The sequence below is a fragment of the Binatus sp. (SeqCode) genome (genome assembly GCF_050013435.1).
Lineage (GTDB): Bacteria > Desulfobacterota > Binatia > Binatales > Binataceae > Binatus.
In genome coordinates this window covers 76,329-93,540 of the sequence record NZ_JBEKFG010000002.1, presented here as the reverse complement: position 1 = coordinate 93,540, position 17,212 = coordinate 76,329, and the positions used below count along the sequence as shown (strand labels likewise).

Genomic DNA, 17,212 nt, shown 5'->3' with positions numbered 1-17,212 from the left:
CGGGACACGTGCACGGAGGATTTCTGGCCGCCGCGTTTGACGAAGTGCTTGGAATGGCGCAGTCGCTGACGGGCAATCCCGGCATGACGGGGACGCTTACGATTCGTTACCGGCGGCCGACGCCGTTGCTGACCGAGCTTACCTTCGAGGCGTACGTCGATCGCGTCGAGGGGCGCAAGATTTTCACCCACGGAACGCTGTCAGCGAACGGTCTGCTGACGGCAGAAGCCGAGGGACTGTTCATCGCAGTCGGGCAGGAGCGTTTCGCCGCGATGGCGGCGCTGGTCACCGCGCGCGCAAATTCGGCGGATGAAAAAAAATCCGCGGAAAAGGCCGCGCTTGAGAAGTAAAGAATAGGCAGTAGCCGGACGGAAACTATAGAAAGGATTACTCAATAGAGCATGCGCGTCATTAGCGCATGTATCGCGATATACTATTCAGAGAGTAATAAGATCGTCAGTCGATTGGCTATTCGCAGTTCACGCTCTTGACTACACGGCGGCCCTCGCCGCCGAAGCGAACGTTGCGCTCGTAGGCTACATCGCATCGCGAGACATTCACCGGCAAGCGCTGGTAGATCTGTGCCGTGGTGTTCGCATACTCGCACTGCAGCCAGTAACCGCGATCACTTTTCGCCAATTTCCAGGTTTGGAAGACCATGGCATCGGTCGTTTGCTCGCTGTCGGGCACGAGCGAAGCCTGCTCGGCGGGCGGACCCTCGAAGATAGTGACGCCCGCAATCGCGGTATTGTAGCCGGAGAAAGTAACGGTCCAGTTCGGAGCCGGCGCCGACGTTTTCTGTTCGACGGCGAGGGTGGGAGGACAAGTCGCCTGCGCGCAGGCGAGATGCGGCGCCGCAATCGCGCACGCGAAAGCAATCAGGTTGAGCGTAATTCGCTTCATCTCGTACCTCCCGGGCAGGCGCGAGTTTAGATTGCGGCGCGAAAAAAAACGAGAGGGGGCGGACCCACGAAAACAATTCGCACTCCGCCCCGCAGATGGGGAAAGTCGCTTGCGGCGTCAGCGCCGGATGCGGGTATGGCCGAGCGGGGTTACCGCTCAGCCTTTGGTCTCTTGTATAAGGGCTTGGCGGGGCCTACCACTATCACAATCGCAATTACCACTCCCGCCAGCAAAGATACTGCTTCCATCATCATGATCATGTTCCGAACTCGCTTTCGCGCGCGCGGATCCCGCGATCGATCCGACAGCGCGCGATTTCAGGTCGATTGTCCTTCGCCTTGCCGAGCGCACGTGCAAGTCGCTCATGCGTTCGTGCCGCAACGCGCGCATCTGTCGAGGAAGTAACTCAAGAACGCTTCGGGAAACCGATCGAAGTCGATTCGCTCGACCGAATTCCTCCCGTGCGTGGTATGCGATGCGTCGATTTAGAGGCCCACAAACGAGAGAACGATGTACGCCAGCGTCAGGAATGCGAACGCCGCGCCGGGCAATTCGCTGAGCAAACTGTTTTGCGCAATACGATTGGCAGCGACAGTCTCGGTCTGCTCCCTTACCTGCTGAAAGCCTGCGAGTCTCTGATTAGCCGTGGTAGCAGCCATTTTCCTCACCTCCCGTAAAATTCGCCGTCAGCAGGGGGAGAGCAAGGCTGATGCCAAAGACCCAAGCGTTCATTTCATTGGACTATTTTCGATAGGCGCAGTCTTTATCATTTGCGATTCGCAAAAAGTTAGCAGCGAGTCGCGAAACCTCGGCCATTTGCATAGAGACCATCGCTCAAGCTGGCTCGTCGATGAGAAGCAGCGGAGCGACTGCATGCAGCGCGATCGCGCCATTAAAATTGCAGCTATTGTTACGAATGCGTTACGCACGCGGTCGCGTCGCGATGGCTCCCACGGCGTACGCGCCGGTTCAAGTCGAGCGATGCGCAAGTGCGGCTCATAGCCGCCCGGCGCCCGAGCGCCGGCTTGAGTTGACGGCGTGGCCAGACTCGGCCTTTAATGCCCGTCATGGCTGGAATTGTTTCTTACGGTTCATACGTTCCGTACCGACGCCTCAAGCGCTCCGCGATCGCCGCCGTCCTGGGCACGCCCGCCGGCAAGGGCGAGCGCGCAATCGCGAGCTTCGACGAAGACAGCGTATCGATGGCGGTCGAGGCGGCTCGCGATGCGCTGAAAGCCGCGCCGCCTGGCGATGTGCAGGCGCTCATCTTTGCAACCACGACGCCGCCCTATGCGGAAAAACTCAGCGCCGCGGTGATCGGCGCAGCCGCGATGCTGCCGGCGGAAATTCGCGCGTCGGATATGACCGGCTCGGTCCGCGCCGGATTGTCTGCGCTGCTGCAAGGCGCCGATGCGATCGGCGGCGGCGCCAGGCGCGCGCTCGTCGCCATCGGTGATTGCCGGCTGGCAGCGCCCGAGGGCAAGGCCGAGCAGACGACCGGCGACGGTGCGGTCGCTTTCGTGCTCGGTGCGGAGCGCGTGATCGCCGAAATCGAGGCCAGCGCCTCGCTGACGCGCGAGTTCCTGGACAGCTGGCGAGCACAGGGCGAGCGTTTTTCGCATTCGTGGGAAGAGCGCTTCACGCTGACGCAGGCGCATTCTCCGCTGCTCGGCACGGTGATCAAGAACGTGCTGGAGAAGGCGAAAGTCGCGCCGGGCGATCTGTCGAAGGTAATCCTCGACGCGCCCAACGCTCGTGCGGCCGAGGAAATCGCGCGAGCGCTCAAAATCGATCCCGCCAAATTCTCAGATTCATTTGCTTTGACCGTGGGGCAAACCGGCGCCGCGCACGCGGGCCTGATGCTCGCGGCCGCGCTGCCATCGGCAAAGCCGGGCGACAGGATACTCGTCGCGACGGTGGCCGACGGTGCCGATGCGATCTTGCTGCGCGTCACGCCGGCCAACGCCGGCTTCAAGCCGGTGCATTCTGTCGGCCGCATGATCGAGTCCAAGGGCGACGTGTCTTACGCCAACTATCTCAAGTGGCGCGAAATTCTGCCCACCGAGCCGCCGCGACGCCCGGATCCCGACCGTCCGGCGGGACCACCGATGATGCGCTCGGAGAAGTGGAAGTTCGGATTCATCGGTTCGCGATGCACCAACTGCGGGACTCCGCAGCTTCCGCCGCAGCTGGTCTGCGTGAAATGCCATCAGCGCGGCAAGATGGAACCCTATGGATTCGCCGACCGCACCGCGAAAATCGCCACCTACGCCATCGATCGCCTCGCCTATTCTCTGAATCCGCCGACTGTTAACGTCGTGCTTGACTTCGCCGGCGGCGGCCGCTTCCTGTGCGAGATGACCGACTGCGAACCCGACAAGGTCGCGATCGGCGACGAAGTCGAAATGACGTTTCGACGGCTCTTTACCGCCGACGGCGTCAACAACTATTTCTGGAAAGCGCGCCCCAGGCGTTAACGCCGAGGAGAACCATCAATGGCTAGCAAAGGAATCAAGGACCGCGTCGCGATCGTCGGGATGGGATGCACCAAGTTCGGCGAGCATTGGGACAAGGGGACCGAAGACCTGCTGGTGGATGCCGCGTACCAAGCCTATGAATCGGCGGGCGTCGAGCCCAACGACATCGATGCGTACTGGCTCGGCACCATGGGGTCGGGAATCTCGGGTCTGACGCTCTCCGAGCCGCTCAAGATTCAGTACAAGCCGGTCACTCGCGTCGAGAACATGTGCGCGACGGGATCGGAGGCGCTGCGGCAGGCGTGCTATGCGGTTGCGTCGGGCGCGTTCGACATTGCGATGGCGATCGGCGTCGAGAAGCTCAAGGACTCCGGCTACTCGGGATTGGTGATCAACAATCCGCCCAACGACGGCACCCAGGGCAGCATGACAGCGCCCGCGTCGTTCTCGCTGCTGGCGCCTGCCTATTTCAAGAAGTACGGACTCGACCCCGACAAGGGCAAGGACGTGCTGACGCGCATCGCGTGGAAGAATCACAAGAACGGCGCGAAAAATCCCAAGGCGCAGTTCCAGAAGGAAGTGTCGCTCGAGGCAATCAAGAACTCGCCCAAGATTGCCGACCCGCTCGGAATCATGGATTGCTCGGGCGTGTCCGACGGCTCCGCGGCGGCGATCGTCGTCCGCGCCGAGGACGCGCACAAGTACTGCAAGAATCCCATCTATATAAAGGCGCTCTCGTTCATCGCGGGGCCCGCGGAAGGACCGCTGTCGCAGGACTACGATTTCACGACCTTCCGCGAAGTCGTCGCCACCGCCAAAGACGCCTACGCGCAGGCCGGCATCACCAATCCTCGCGAACAAATCAGCATGGCCGAGGTCCACGACTGCTTCACGCCCACCGAACTCGTGCTCTATGAGGATCTCGGCTTCAGCCCGCGCGGGACCGCATGGCAGGACGTGATGGACGGGTTTTTCGATCTCGAAGGCAAGCTGCCGGTTAATCCGGACGGCGGTCTCAAGTCGTTCGGCCATCCGATCGGCGCGTCGGGCCTGCGGATGATGTACGAGATGTGGCTGCAGATGCGCGGTGAGGCTGGACCGCGTCAGATCAAGAATCCGAAAGTCGGACTGACGCACAACTTAGGCGGCGCGCCGGGCCGATGCGTCAGCTTTGTGTCGGTGGTCGGCAGCCAGGTCGGCTAGCCGCATCGTCATTCTGAGCGACGCGAAGAATCCCGGATCTCACTTTGTCATTCTGAGCAGAGCGAAGAATTCCGGGCCTTTGTGGCACTATTACTCAAACGAATAGCCACAGCAGTAGTAGTGCTAGTGTGTATCTACTATGCGGGCGAATTTATTTCAGTTAAGTATCGAATTCCCGCGAGCCGAGAGCCTTTCGGAACCGTGCAGATCAACAAGTATTACGCGGTACCTCAGAAGAGCGGTAAGACCGAGTTCGAACCGGGCGAGCCTGAGACTCAGACCTGCGTTAAATCGATTTTCCCGCACCTCGGTTACAGCCCATGCTGGTACGTCAAGCGGCACAGAAACCAGCAGATAAATCTCTGACGTCGCAATCCGAGTCCCCGTAGCTGACAAGAGAGTTTTGGCTAATCGATGGTGGTGTTGGCGGGACCTGACTACCAGCCGCTGCGCGGAGAGACGATAGCATGAGCAGGGTTACCGAGATCAGTTTGAACAAGGTGCCAGAAGTTACCCTGGCTTTCTGGGTCATCAAGATCGCCGCAACTACGATGGGTGAAACAGCCGCCGATGCGGTATCCATGACGATGCATCTGGGGTACGTGATCGGCACCGCCATTTTCTTCAGCTTCTTTATTGCCACCGTCGCAGCTCAGGTCACCTCGAAATCCTTCCATCCATTTCTGTATTGGGCCGTTATCGTCGCAACTACCACCGTGGGCACAACGATGGCGGACTATGCGGATCGTTCTCTCGGAATCGGTTACACCGGAGGTTCGCTGACCCTCTTCACGATGTTGATGCTGGTTCTTGGGATATGGCGGTTCACCATGGGCTCTGTGTCCGTCAACAACATCACGTCGCCCAAAGTCGAAATGTTCTACTGGACGACGATTCTATTCTCCAACACGCTGGGTACCGCCCTTGGCGACTTTCTAGCCGACGATTCCGGACTCGGATTCGCAGGAGGGGCGCTGGTTTTTGCCGGCGCGCTGGTGCTGGTCGCAGCCGCATACTTTTATACCAGGACGTCGCACACATTGTTGTTCTGGATGGCGTTTATCCTGACCCGCCCGCTCGGCGCGACGCTCGGCGATCTCCTGACCAAGCCGCATGCGGATGGCGGCTTCAATCTCAGCCGCATCAGTTCTTCTTTAATCATCGCGATTTTCATGATCGCTTGTATTTTGTTCACGCCCCAACGAGCGGGGATTCATCCGGGACAGCAGGAAGCGAACCCGTGAGAGAACGCTGGGCGACGCATCGGTGCGTTTCGGCAATTTCGATGAAGTTTGCATTGAAAAGCATGATGCATTTTGAAATGTCATGCGATTGATGGATGCAAAAAGCCTTGCGAAATTTGAGTTTCTGCATTGGCACGTGCGGTGCTGATAATCGTGTCGCAAGAGATGCGACGGAGGGTAGCCGCTTAAATGAAACAGACCGTAGTAGCGACGATGCGCCATATGTTTGCGATCAAAGTACTAGACGGACCGGACGGCCATGCTGCTTGGTTACCGCGGGAACGCTCTCGTCGCTCCGAATTGTGTCCACACTAACAAGCCGCATTAAACTTTACTAAGTCGAGAAACATTATGTGGGATTTGATTTCAATTCTCGGCGGCATCGCGTTTTTTGCGATCGCGATCGCCTACGTTTGGGGGTGCGACTCCTTATGAGCCCGGTTGAAACGATTCTTGGAGGGGTATGCGCCGTGTTGCTGGGTGCTTACCTGATTTACGCGTTGCTGCGTCCCGAACGATTCTGAACCGCACTAGCCGGTACATACCTACATGCTATTCAATTCGGTTATCCAGGTCATTGTTTTTTTCTTGATCGTCGCGGCGATCAGCGTGCCATTGGGCTTGTACATGGCGCGAGTGTTCTCGAACGAGCGCACCTTTCTGGACCCGGTGCTCTCGCCAATCGAGAAATTGATTTACAAGCTCTGCGGGATAAGCCCAGGCGTCGAGATGGGCTGGGCGGGATACGCGGTGTCGATGCTCGCGTTCAGCCTGATCTCGATGATCTTCCTGTACGCGGTGCAGCGGCTCCAGTACTACCTGCCGCTGAATCCGCAGGGACTCGCCGGGGTGCCGCCGGGACTTGCGTTCAACACCGCCGCAAGCTTTGTGACCAATACCAACTGGCAAGCATACTCGGGCGAGCAGACGCTGAGTTATCTGACGCAGATGGTCGGGCTGACGTCGCACAACTTTCTCTCGGCGGCGGCTGGAATCGCGATGGCGGCGGCGGTGATTCGCGGATTCGCGCGCCGCAGCGCGAAGACGATCGGTAACTTCTGGGTCGATCTCACCCGCGCGACGCTGTGGGTGCTGATCCCGATCTCTCTCATCTTCGCGCTGGTGCTCGTTTGGCAGGGTGTGCCGGACAACCTAAGTCCGTATGTCAATGCGACGACGCTCGAGGGCGCTTCGCAAACGATCGCCGAAGGGCCGGTGGCGTCCCAGGAAATAATCAAGGAACTCGGCACCAACGGCGGCGGCTTCATGAACGTCAACTCGGCGCATCCGTACGAGAATCCGACGCCGCTGACGAACCTCATCGAGATGCTCGCGATCTTCTCGATCGGCGCGGGCCTGACCCACACCTTCGGCAAGATGGTCGGTGACCGGCGCCAGGGATGGGCACTGTTCGCAGTGATGGCGATTCTGTTTCTCGGCGGCGCGACCACAGCCATTTGGGCCGAGCAACGCGGCAATCCACAAATCAGCGCGATTGGAATCGATGAAATTGCCTCTGCTGCGCAAAGCGGCGGTAACATGGAGGGCAAGGAAGTCCGCTTCGGAATCGTCGAATCCGCGCTGTGGGCGACCGTTACCACCGACACCTCGTGCGGCGCCGTCAACGCGATGCACGACAGCTTTACACCACTTGGCGGGATGGTGCCGATGGTCAACATGCAGCTCGGGGAGGTGATCTTCGGCGGCGTCGGCTCGGGCCTTTATGGAATCATCGTGATGGCCGTGCTGGCGGTGTTCATCGCGGGTCTGATGGTGGGGCGGACACCCGAGTACCTGGGCAAGAAAATCGAGGCGCGGGAAATGAAGCTCGCGATGCTCTACGTGCTCATCTTTCCCACCGTCATCCTGATACCGACGGCGCTGGCGGCCGTCTTGCCCGCGGGCCTGTCGAGCATTTCCAATCCGGGGCCTCATGGCTTCTCGCAAATCCTGTACGCATACACCGAAGCGGGCGCGAACAACGGCTCCGCATTCGGCGGGATCAACGCGAACGTGCCCTTCTACAACGTGTCGATCGCGATCGTGATGCTGCTCGGCAGGTTCATGATGGCGATCCCGGCGCTTGCGATCGCGGGCTCGGTCGCGGCCAAGAAATCCACTGCCGCCAGCGCCGGGACTTTCCCGACCGACGGCATCCCGTTCGTGTTCCTGCTGATTGGCGTAATCGTGATCGTCGGCGCGTTGACATTCTTCTGCGCCGTCGCGCTCGGACCGATCGTCGAGCAACTGCTGATGATGTCCGGGAAACTCTTCTAGGTCTGGTGTTTCAACCATGAGTGATCGTAAGGCTCCCGCACTTTGGAATCGCGAAATCGTCTCGCGCGCGTCGATCGAATCGTTCATCAAGCTCGATCCGCGCCTGATGATCAGGAATCCGGTGATGTTCGTCGTCGAGGTCACCAGCGTGCTGGTGATGTTCACGCTGCTTCGCGACCTGCTGGCTCATCGGATGGCGCTGGCCGGGTTCGAATTTCAAATCGCCCTGTGGCTGTGGTTCACCGTGCTGTTCGCAAATTTCGCCGAAGCAATGGCGGAAGGCCGCGGCAAGGCGCAGGCCGACAACCTGCGCAAGACTCGCACCGAAACCCAGGCCAAATTGATCATCGAAGGCAGCCAGACGAAACTCGTGCCGGCCGCGCAGCTCCGGCGCGGTGACGTCGTAATGGTCGCCGCCAACGACGTCATTCCGGGCGACGGCGAAGTCATCGAGGGCATCGCCGCGGTCAATGAGGCCGCCATCACCGGCGAATCCGCACCCGTGATTCGCGAAAGCGGCGGCGATCGCAGCGGCGTCACGGGCGGGACCACGGTGATCTCCGACTGGATCAAGGTGAAGATCACCGCCAACCCGGGCGAGACCTTCCTGGACCGCATGATCGCGCTGGTCGAGGGCGCGCAGCGTCAGAAAACGCCCAACGAAATCGCTCTCAGCATTCTGCTGTCCGGCCTCACGATCGTTTTCCTGCTCGTCGTCGTTACGCTCTACCCGTTCGGGCTGTATGGCGGCACGCGGCTGGCGCTGCCGGTGCTGGTGGCGCTGCTGGTATGCCTGATACCGACGACCATCGGCGGATTGCTCTCGGCGATCGGAATCGCCGGGATGGATCGCCTGGTGCAGCACAACGTGCTCGCGATGTCGGGCCGCTCGGTTGAAGCAGCCGGCGACGTCGATACCCTGCTGCTCGACAAGACCGGAACCATCACACTCGGAAACAGGATGGCGGCGGAGTTCATCCCGGTGCAGGGCGTGGATAAGCGCGAACTCGCCGAGGCCGCGCAACTCGCATCGTTGGCCGACGAGACTCCCGAAGGACGCTCGATCGTCGTGCTGGCCAAACGCGAATACAACCTGCGCGGCCGCGAACTCGGCGAGGACGGCGCCACCTTCATACCGTTTTCCGCGCAGACCAGGATGAGCGGCGTTGACATCGGCGGGCGTCGAATCCGCAAAGGCGCTGCCGACCAAATCATACGTTTCGTCCAGGAAAATCGCGGCACGCCGCCGACGGACTTGAAGGCGATCGTCGAGCGCATCGCGCGCAGCGGTGGGACTCCATTGGTCGTCGCGGACGAGTCCAAGGCGCTCGGCGTGATTTATCTCAAGGACATGGTCAAGGAAGGAATCCGCGAGCGCTTCGAGCGGCTGCGTGCGATGGGTTTGCGCACCGTCATGATTACCGGCGACAACCCGCTGACCGCCGCGGCGATAGCCAAGGAGTCGGGGGTGGACGACTTCCTGGCCGAAGCCACTCCCGAAACCAAGCTGCGCCTGATTCGCGAGGAGCAGAACCAGGGCAAACTGGTGGCCATGATTGGCGACGGCACCAACGATGCACCCGCGCTCGCGCAGGCCGACGTCGGGATCGCGATGAACGCGGGCACCCAGGCCGCGCGCGAGGCCGGCAACATGATCGACCTCGACTCGAATCCGACCAAGGTGATGGAAGTCGTCGAGATCGGCAAGCAACTCCTGATGACGCGCGGCGCCTTGACGACGTTTTCGATCGCCAACGACGTCGCCAAGTACTTCGCTATCATCCCGGCGCTGTTCATCGTCGAATATCCCCAGCTGCAGCGGCTCAACGTGATGCATCTGGCGACGCCGCAGAGCGCGATTCTGTCGGCGGTAATTTTCAACGCGCTGATCATCGTCGCGCTGATTCCGCTGGCGCTGCGCGGCGTGCGCTACCGTCCGGTCGGCGCGGCCGCCATTCTAACCCGCAACCTTTTTATCTATGGCGTCGGTGGCGTGATCATTCCGTTCATCTTTATCAAGGCCATCGACATCATAGTCACGGCGCTCCATCTCGCCTGAGGTCAAATCCGTGCGAAACTTCATAACGGCACTCGTTGCGACTACCGTGCTCACCGTACTCACCGGCATCGTCTATCCGCTGGCAGTATGGGGCATTGCGCAAACGATTTTCCCGGCCCAGGCAGGCGGCAGCCTGATCGTTGCGGGCAACAAGGTCGTCGGCTCTAGCCTCATCGGCCAGAATTTTTCGTCGCCCCGCTATTTTCAGAGCCGGCCTTCCGCCGCGGGTGACAAGGGCTACGACGCCGCCAACTCGAGCGGCTCGAATCTCGGGCCCACCAACAAGGCGCTGATCGACGCGGTCAAGTTGCGGCTGAAGAGTTTCATCGAGAGCAACCCCGCCGCCAATCCGCGCCAGGTTCCGGTGGACCTGGTGACGGCTTCAGGCAGCGGCCTCGATCCCGAGATAAGTCCCGCCGCCGCCGACCTTCAGGTGGCGCGTGTTGCCCACGCGCGCGGCATAAGCGAAGATCAGGTCCGGCAGTTGATTGCCGAGAACACGCGGCCGCGATCGGCGGGAATCTTCGGTGAGCCGGGCGTAAACGTCCTGCTGCTGAACCTGGCGCTCGATCGCGCCGCGGGAAGTCATGGCTGAGCAACTCCCGCGACTTGAATGGACGATGAAAAAAGGCCTGAGCCCGAAGCTTTTCTCGATCTTGTGCCCCAAACTCAACGGGGACGGCTCAAAATCTATATCGGCGCCGCCGCGGGCGTAGGCAAAACATACAGGATGCTCGAGGAGGCGCATCAGCTCCGCGATCGGGGAGTGGATGTCGTGCTTGGCTTCGTTGAAACGCACAACCGCCGCGAGACGGAAGAGCGGATCGGCAACCTCGAGATCGTTGCGCGCCGCAAGATTTCATACCGCGACGTTACGCTGGAAGAGATGGACGTCGATGCGATCATCGCGCGCAAGCCCGAGGTTGTTATCGTCGATGAGCTCGCGCATACCAACGTCCCCGGCTCCAACCACGAAAAGCGCTACCAGGACGTCGAGCAGATCGTCACGACCGGCATCAACGTGATTACCGCCATGAACATCCAGCACGTCGAAAGTCTCAACGCGGTGATGAGGCGCCTCACCGGCATCGACGTGCGCGAGACGGTACCCGATTCGTTCCTTGCGCGCGCCGATCAAATCGTTGACATCGATATGCCGATGGAGGCGCTGCGCGAACGACTGCGCGAGGGGAAGATTTACCCGCAAGAGCAGATCGAAAATGCGCTGAAGAATTTTTTCAAACCGAGCAATCTTGCCTCGCTGCGTGAACTGGCGCTGCGCGAGGTCGCGCGCAGTCTGGACCGCCAGCGCGTCGATCGCGAAGCGCTCAAGCGCGAGGGCGGCCGCCACGCGAACGTGATCGAGCGCATCATGGTCGGAATCTCGTCCAACGCCGCCGACACCGGACAGCTGCTGCGCAAGGCTTCGCGCATCGCCGGACAGCTCAACGCCGAATGGTTCGCGGTGCATATCGAGACGCCCGCCGAGTCGGTGAAAAATATCGGCACCAGCGATTTCGTCGCGCTGCTCAACAACATCAATGTGGCCAGCGACCTCGGCGCAGAGACCGTGTGGCTCAAGTCCGACAATGTGGTCAAGGCGTTGATCGACTTCGCGCACGACAAGGGCGTGACCAAGCTAATCGTCGGCCGGACCCATCAGCCGCGATGGCGCCGGTGGCTCAAGGGCGACGTGCCGGCGCAGCTGGTTGCGGAGGCGCGCGACCTCGACGTGGAAATCGTCGCGACCGAAGAACGGGAGGAACCGCGATGAGCGCGCCGTCGCTGCAACGCCAAATTCGCAACGGTACCTTGCTGATGCTGGCGTTGGTCGTTGTGCTGGGACTCTACACGCTGCCGCGGGTCTACTCGCTTGGCGGGGCAATCCGCGAGACCCTCTATCGCAACTACATCAGCATCGAGGCCGCACAGAACATGCACGCCGCGCTCACGACGCTGCAGGTCGCCGAGCGCGACGGCAAAGCCAGGGACGTCCTGCCCAGTGCGCGGCAAAATTTCATGCAGTGGATCGACGTCGAGAATCACAACCTTACTGAAAGCGGCGAGCCTGAACTCGCCGCCGATATCGCCCGGCGGGGCAACCATCTGTTTGCCGGCATCGCCGCCGCGCCGCCCGGCGCGTTTCACGATCGCGAATTCGCCGAGTTGAACGGCCGCCTCGACGATCTGATCGCGATGAACAGGGTCGCGATGTTTCGCGCCGATAGCCGCTCGGTAAGGCTGGGCCGGCGGCTCGCGTACGAATTCGCCGGCGGGCTTGCGCTGGTGCTGCTGGTGGGCGCCGCCGTCTCGTGGGGGCTGGGCTGGCGGCTCTCAAACCCACTCACGGAACTTGCCGAGCGGCTGCGCGGAATCAGTCAGCGCAAGTCGCAGGTGCGGCTTGGCCCTCAGCCGCTGGCCGAGCTCGAGGCGGTCGCGCGCGAGTTCAACCAGATGGCCGAGCGACTCGAGCAGTACGACAAGCTCAACGTCGAGCGGCTGGTTTACGAAAAGAGCAAGACCGAAGCGATCATCGAGAGCCTCGAAGACGGGGTCGTGCTAATCGACACGGAAGGAATCGTTGCGCACATAAATGAGATCGCGTCGCTGATCCTCGGCGTCGATCTTCAGGACGCACTGGGCAGTCCGTTCGACGATCTCAGCAGCAACCATCCTCATTACCTCCGCGTTCGCGATGCGCTGCGCACACTGCAGAGGGCCGGGCCGGCCGGCCAGCGCACTGAAATCGAACTTCACGTCCGCGGCCGCGCTCATTCCTACGTGCTGAAGGCTGTCCCGCTTCATCATACGGTCGGCAAGTCGCTCGGCACGCTGTTGATTCTGCAGGACGTGACCTACATCCGCGATCAGGATCGCGCCCGCACCAACCTGGTCGCCACCCTGTCGCACGAACTCAGGACCCCGCTCACCTCGCTGGCGCTGTCGGCGGAGCTGCTGAGCCGCGAGATGCCGGATTCAAATCCGAAGAGCAGCGAACTGCTGCAGGTGATCCTGGAAGAATGCACGCGGATGCGTCAGCTTACCGACAACCTGCTCAACCTCGCGCGCGGCGAGATCCCCGCGATCGCCGTCCAGCAAGAGCGTCTCGATCTTGCCCGGCTGGCGGCCGACGTGACCAGGCGCTTCGCAATCCAGGCGCGCGAGAAGCACGTCGAGATCCAGGAGCACATCGGAGCGGTGCCCGAGATCATTGGTGACCCGGTCAAGCTCTCGTGGGTGATTTCAAACTTGCTCGGCAACGCGCTGCGCTACACCCCGGCTGGCGGAACTATCACAGTCTCGACGCTCGCCGCCAAGCAGGCCACGCGGCTGGAAGTCACCGACTCGGGGCCCGGAATTCCGCCCGAGCTGAAAGACTATATTTTCGAGCGTTTCGTGCAGTACGGTTCTGGCGGGCTCGAAAGGGGATCGGCCGGGCTGGGTCTGTCGATCGTCAAGGAAATCGTCGAGGCCCATGGCGGCAGGATTTTCGTCGAGAACGCCAACTCTCACGGCTCCCGATTCATCGTGGAAATTCCCGCCGCGCAGGAGATTTGATGGCCAAGCTGCTCATCGTCGATGACGAGCGCAATATCCGCCGAAGTCTCGTCTCATTTTTCGAGTCGCTTGGCCACGAGGTTCGCGCGGCCGAGAACGGCGAGCAGGCCGTGGCTCTGCTTGCCGAGACGCAGTTCGATCTGGTTCTGACCGACTACCGGATGGCCGAGATGAGCGGGCTGGAACTGCTGCGCGAGATCAAGCGGCGCGCCCCCGAGTGCCTGGTAATTCTGATGACTGCTTATGCGACCGTTGAAAATGCCGTCGAGGCGATGAAGTCCGGCGCTTACGATTACGTCACCAAGCCGTTCTCGCTCGAACAGATTCAGCACACCGTCGATCGGGCGCTGCACGTCGGGGTGCTTCAGGTGGAAAATCGCGTACTGCGCAGCGCCATCGATGAGGAGCCGTTGCTCGACTCGCGCAGCCCCGCGATGCAACACCTGCTCGAAACTGCCCGTCAGGCCGCCGCCAGCGACGCGACTATTCTGCTCACCGGTGAGAGCGGCACCGGCAAGAACGTTATCGCGCGGCAGATCCATCGATGGAGCCGGCGCCAGAGCAAGCCGTTCGTCATCGTCAATTGCACCACGCTCTCGGAAGAACTTCTCGAGAGCGAGTTGTTCGGGCACGTCCGCGGTGCGTTCACCGGCGCGGTCAAGGACAAGCCCGGGCGGCTCGAGGCGGCCAACGGCGGGACCGTTTTCCTCGACGAGATTGCCGACTTGACGCCGACGCTGCAGACCAAGTTCCTGCGCTTTCTGCAGGATCAGAACTTCGAGCGCGTCGGCGGCGAACGCACGATTCACGTCGATGCGCGAATAATCGCCGCGTCCAATCGCGACCTCGAGTCCGAAGTCGCCACGCATCACTTTCGCGAGGATCTCTATTACCGCCTCAACGTCATCACCCTTCGCGTGCCTCCGTTGCGCGAACGCCGCGAGGATATTCTGCCGCTGGCGCAATGGCTGCTGAGCGTCGCCGCCGTGCGCAATTCGCATCCCGGCCTGGCATTTTCACCCGGAGCGACCGCGGCGCTCACGCGCTATCGATGGCCCGGAAATGTGCGCGAACTTCGCAACGCGATCGAGCGCGGCACCGTCCTGATGCACGGCGAGACGATCGCCCCCGATGACCTGCCCGATTCCCTGTTTCACGATTCGCCCGAGGCGCTCACCGGCATCCCCAACGCTGCCAGCCTCGATGAAGTCGAGCGCGGCCACATCGCGCGCGTGCTCGCCGCCAGCGCCACGCTCGAAGAAGCCGCCGACACGCTCGGCATCAACGTCACGACGCTGTGGCGCAAGCGCCGGCGCTACGGAATCGAATAGCCGCAAGCGGCCGCGGTTGGCGGGATGCTGAAGCCGCACGCCGAAAGGAGCAATCGTGGAATATCGCAAGCTCGGCAACTCGGGACTCAAGGTTTCGGCCGTCGGACTGGGATGCAACAACTTTGGCATGCGATGCGACGCGGAGCAGACGCGCGCCGTGGTGCATCAGGCGCTCGACGACGGCATCACGCTGTTCGACACCGCCGACATATACGGCAATCGCGGCGGCTCCGAAGAGCTGCTTGGCAAGGCGCTCGGAGATCGCCGTCGCGAGGTCGTCGTCGCGACCAAATTCGGCATGGCGATGGGCGACGGTCCCTATCTGCGCGGCGCGTCGTACCGCTACATCATCGCAGCCGCCGAGGCGAGCCTTAAACGGCTGGGCACTGACTATATCGATCTCTATCAGATTCACGCCCCGGACGCGGAGACGCCGCAACAGGAAACGCTCGAGGCGCTGAACGATCTCGTTCGCGCCGGCAAGGTCCGCTATATAGGATGCAGCAACTTCGCCGCGTGGCAAACCGTCGATGCGCTCTGGATATCGCGCAGCCGCGGACTTGCCTCGTACATCTCCGCGCAAAACCAGTACAACTTGCTCGACCGCCGCATCGAGCGCGAGCTCGTCCCCGCATGCCGCCAGTTCGGAGTAGGTATCCTGCCTTACTTTCCACTGGCTAGCGGATTTCTGACCGGGAAATACCGGCGCGGCGCCGAGCCGCCAAAGGGCACGCGGCTTTCTCTAGTGCAACGGATGGCGCAGCAGGCCCTCACCGACGAAAATTTCGCGACGCTCGAACGGCTCGAGAAATTCGCGAGCAGCCACGAGCACACGATGCTCGAGCTCGCCGTGGGATGGCTCGCGTCGCAGCCGGAGGTTTCCAGCGTAATTTCCGGCGCGACCAGCCCCGAGCAGGTCACCCAGAATGTGAAGGCGGGAAATTGGAAATTGTCCGCCGAGGAACTGGCCGAGGTCGACAAGCTCACCCGCCGCTAAGCGACATAGGTCGCTCCGGTCAATCGCCGCTATGAGTGGAGCGGCGTTGCCGATTTTCTATCTGCAGTTGACATGAAGCGGCCTCGCCGGCGTAAGGACCGGCGAGGCCATTCGATCTGAGTATCGCGCGATACGCCCGTTCAGGCGGTATCGCGCCCGCGGTTATTTCTTCGCTTCGCGCTCTCCGCCCTCGTGACCCGCACTCGCTTGCCTGTTCTCTTCAGGTCGCTGGCGAGACGACTGCTGCTGGTGGGCCGCCGGCTGATGTGCGGCTTGCTGCGGACGCGCCTGCTGCCGTTGTTGAGTGGCCTGCGGTTGACGGTCCTTCTGCTGGACTTGCGCCTGCTGGCGAGCCGCTGGCTTCGTCTGCTGTTCGCGCGACGCTTGATCCTGACGATTCGCCTGATTCCGCTGGTCGGTTGCAGCCTTGTGCTGAGTCACCTGCTTGGGTTGATTGGAGGCCTGTTGCGGGCGACTGGGCTGAGTTCCCTCGTTCACCGTCCGCATGACGGCCCGATGGTTTTGCGGCTCAGTGTTACTCACCCAGTTTTGGTGTTGGCTAACCCAGTTGGGATGGTTTGCGGTAACCCAACTCGGGTTCTGGTTGTACCACCATTGGCCATAATGCCAGTTGTGCTGGGCGTCGTAGGCGCCGTCCTGAACAAGCCACTGCGAATCCCACGATATCCAATTCGGATGATTGGCGTAGAAGAAGTCAGGATTGTTCTGATGCCACCAGTAGGCATCGTGCCAGGTGCCGTAGTTGTCGTAGTCGCCATCCTGGATGAGCCACAGCGCGTCCATCACGGCCCATTCCGGATGATTGGCGTAGAACCACATGATGTCGTGCTGATGCCACCATCGGGCGCCATGCCAGGCGTGACTATTGTCATATGCGCCCCATCCGGCTTCTCCGGGGCCTCCGTAGTAGCCCGGGCCGGCGTAGCCGGGACCGTATTGCGCGAACGCCGGCGCTGCGAACGCGAGCACCAGAATGGCGCCAGACAAGGTAATCGTCTTTCTCAGTTTGTTTTTCATCAATTTTATTTCCATGGGCAACGAATACCGTGAAACCGGGTCGCCGCGCGCGGATCTCCTCGAGCCTTATGCTTTGACGATTTGCGATGGTCTAGCGGAACGTGGTCGAAGGCGAGCGGAAAGGC

At 61.3% G+C, this 17,212-nt stretch carries 15 protein-coding genes; 12 read left to right on the top strand and 3 right to left on the bottom strand.

Going from position 1 to position 17,212, the window contains the following annotated elements:
- Positions 1 to 350, top strand: a 350-nt coding sequence (locus ABSB13_RS00835) for a PaaI family thioesterase (RefSeq protein ID WP_428104633.1), incomplete at its 5' end; no start/stop codon positions are given.
- 118 nt (positions 351 to 468) lie between these two features.
- On the opposite strand, the gene ABSB13_RS00830 is transcribed toward ABSB13_RS00835, so the two are convergent.
- Entirely contained in the window at positions 469 to 903 is a 435-nt protein-coding gene (locus ABSB13_RS00830; protein WP_428104631.1) for an STY0301 family protein, read from the bottom strand.
- A gap of 485 nt (positions 904 to 1,388) precedes the next feature.
- Positions 1,389 to 1,562, bottom strand: a complete 174-nt coding sequence (locus tag ABSB13_RS00825; protein ID WP_428104629.1) for a hypothetical protein — start codon at positions 1,560 to 1,562, stop codon at positions 1,389 to 1,391.
- A gap of 408 nt (positions 1,563 to 1,970) precedes the next feature.
- On the opposite strand from ABSB13_RS00825, the gene ABSB13_RS00820 reads away from it, so the two are divergent.
- The 11 genes from ABSB13_RS00820 to ABSB13_RS00770 all read left to right on the top strand — a co-directional run bounded on the left by ABSB13_RS00820 (position 1,971) and on the right by ABSB13_RS00770 (position 16,049).
- Positions 1,971 to 3,380: a 3-oxoacyl-[acyl-carrier-protein] synthase III C-terminal domain-containing protein gene (locus tag ABSB13_RS00820; RefSeq protein ID WP_428104627.1), complete on the top strand. Its 1,410-nt coding sequence runs from the start codon at positions 1,971 to 1,973 to the stop codon at positions 3,378 to 3,380.
- Positions 3,381 to 3,398: 18 nt separating this feature from the next.
- Positions 3,399 to 4,583: an acetyl-CoA acetyltransferase gene (locus ABSB13_RS00815; RefSeq protein WP_423949223.1), complete on the top strand. Its 1,185-nt coding sequence runs from the start codon at positions 3,399 to 3,401 to the stop codon at positions 4,581 to 4,583.
- A gap of 467 nt (positions 4,584 to 5,050) precedes the next feature.
- Positions 5,051 to 5,827, top strand: coding sequence for a COG4705 family protein (locus tag ABSB13_RS00810; protein ID WP_428104624.1), 777 nt, complete (start codon positions 5,051 to 5,053; stop codon positions 5,825 to 5,827).
- Between the two features lie 431 nt (positions 5,828 to 6,258).
- Positions 6,259 to 6,351: a K(+)-transporting ATPase subunit F gene (gene kdpF, locus ABSB13_RS00805; RefSeq protein ID WP_428104622.1), complete on the top strand. Its 93-nt coding sequence runs from the start codon at positions 6,259 to 6,261 to the stop codon at positions 6,349 to 6,351.
- 25 nt (positions 6,352 to 6,376) lie between these two features.
- Positions 6,377 to 8,104 carry a potassium-transporting ATPase subunit KdpA gene (kdpA, locus tag ABSB13_RS00800; RefSeq protein ID WP_428104620.1) on the top strand — a complete coding sequence of 576 codons (1,728 nt, stop codon included), beginning with the start codon at positions 6,377 to 6,379 and terminating at the stop codon, positions 8,102 to 8,104.
- Between the two features lie 16 nt (positions 8,105 to 8,120).
- On the top strand, positions 8,121 to 10,163 hold the full coding sequence (gene kdpB, locus ABSB13_RS00795) for a potassium-transporting ATPase subunit KdpB (RefSeq protein WP_428104618.1): 2,043 nt from the start codon (positions 8,121 to 8,123) through the stop codon (positions 10,161 to 10,163).
- 10 nt (positions 10,164 to 10,173) lie between these two features.
- A complete protein-coding gene (gene kdpC, locus ABSB13_RS00790) occupies positions 10,174 to 10,758 on the top strand; it encodes a potassium-transporting ATPase subunit KdpC (RefSeq protein ID WP_428104616.1) in 585 nt (194 codons plus the stop codon).
- A gap of 18 nt (positions 10,759 to 10,776) precedes the next feature.
- Positions 10,777 to 11,937, top strand: a complete 1,161-nt coding sequence (locus tag ABSB13_RS00785; RefSeq protein ID WP_428104614.1) for a histidine kinase — start codon at positions 10,777 to 10,779, stop codon at positions 11,935 to 11,937.
- Positions 11,934 to 13,721: a sensor histidine kinase gene (locus tag ABSB13_RS00780; RefSeq protein WP_428104612.1), complete on the top strand. Its 1,788-nt coding sequence runs from the start codon at positions 11,934 to 11,936 to the stop codon at positions 13,719 to 13,721. Before ABSB13_RS00785 ends, ABSB13_RS00780 begins: the two co-directional genes overlap by 4 nt.
- Positions 13,721 to 15,052, top strand: a complete 1,332-nt coding sequence (locus ABSB13_RS00775) for a sigma-54-dependent transcriptional regulator (protein WP_428104610.1) — start codon at positions 13,721 to 13,723, stop codon at positions 15,050 to 15,052. The genes ABSB13_RS00780 and ABSB13_RS00775 overlap by 1 nt, the downstream gene beginning before the upstream one ends.
- Positions 15,053 to 15,107: 55 nt before the next feature.
- The gene (locus ABSB13_RS00770) at positions 15,108 to 16,049 is read left to right on the top strand and encodes an aldo/keto reductase (protein WP_428104608.1); all 942 of its coding nucleotides are present in this window, start codon (positions 15,108 to 15,110) and stop codon (positions 16,047 to 16,049) included.
- A gap of 162 nt (positions 16,050 to 16,211) precedes the next feature.
- On the opposite strand, the gene ABSB13_RS00765 is transcribed toward ABSB13_RS00770, so the two are convergent.
- Complete coding sequence (locus ABSB13_RS00765; protein ID WP_428104606.1) at positions 16,212 to 17,087, bottom strand: hypothetical protein; 876 nt, start codon at positions 17,085 to 17,087, stop codon at positions 16,212 to 16,214.
- Positions 17,088 to 17,212: the final 125 nt, after the last annotated feature.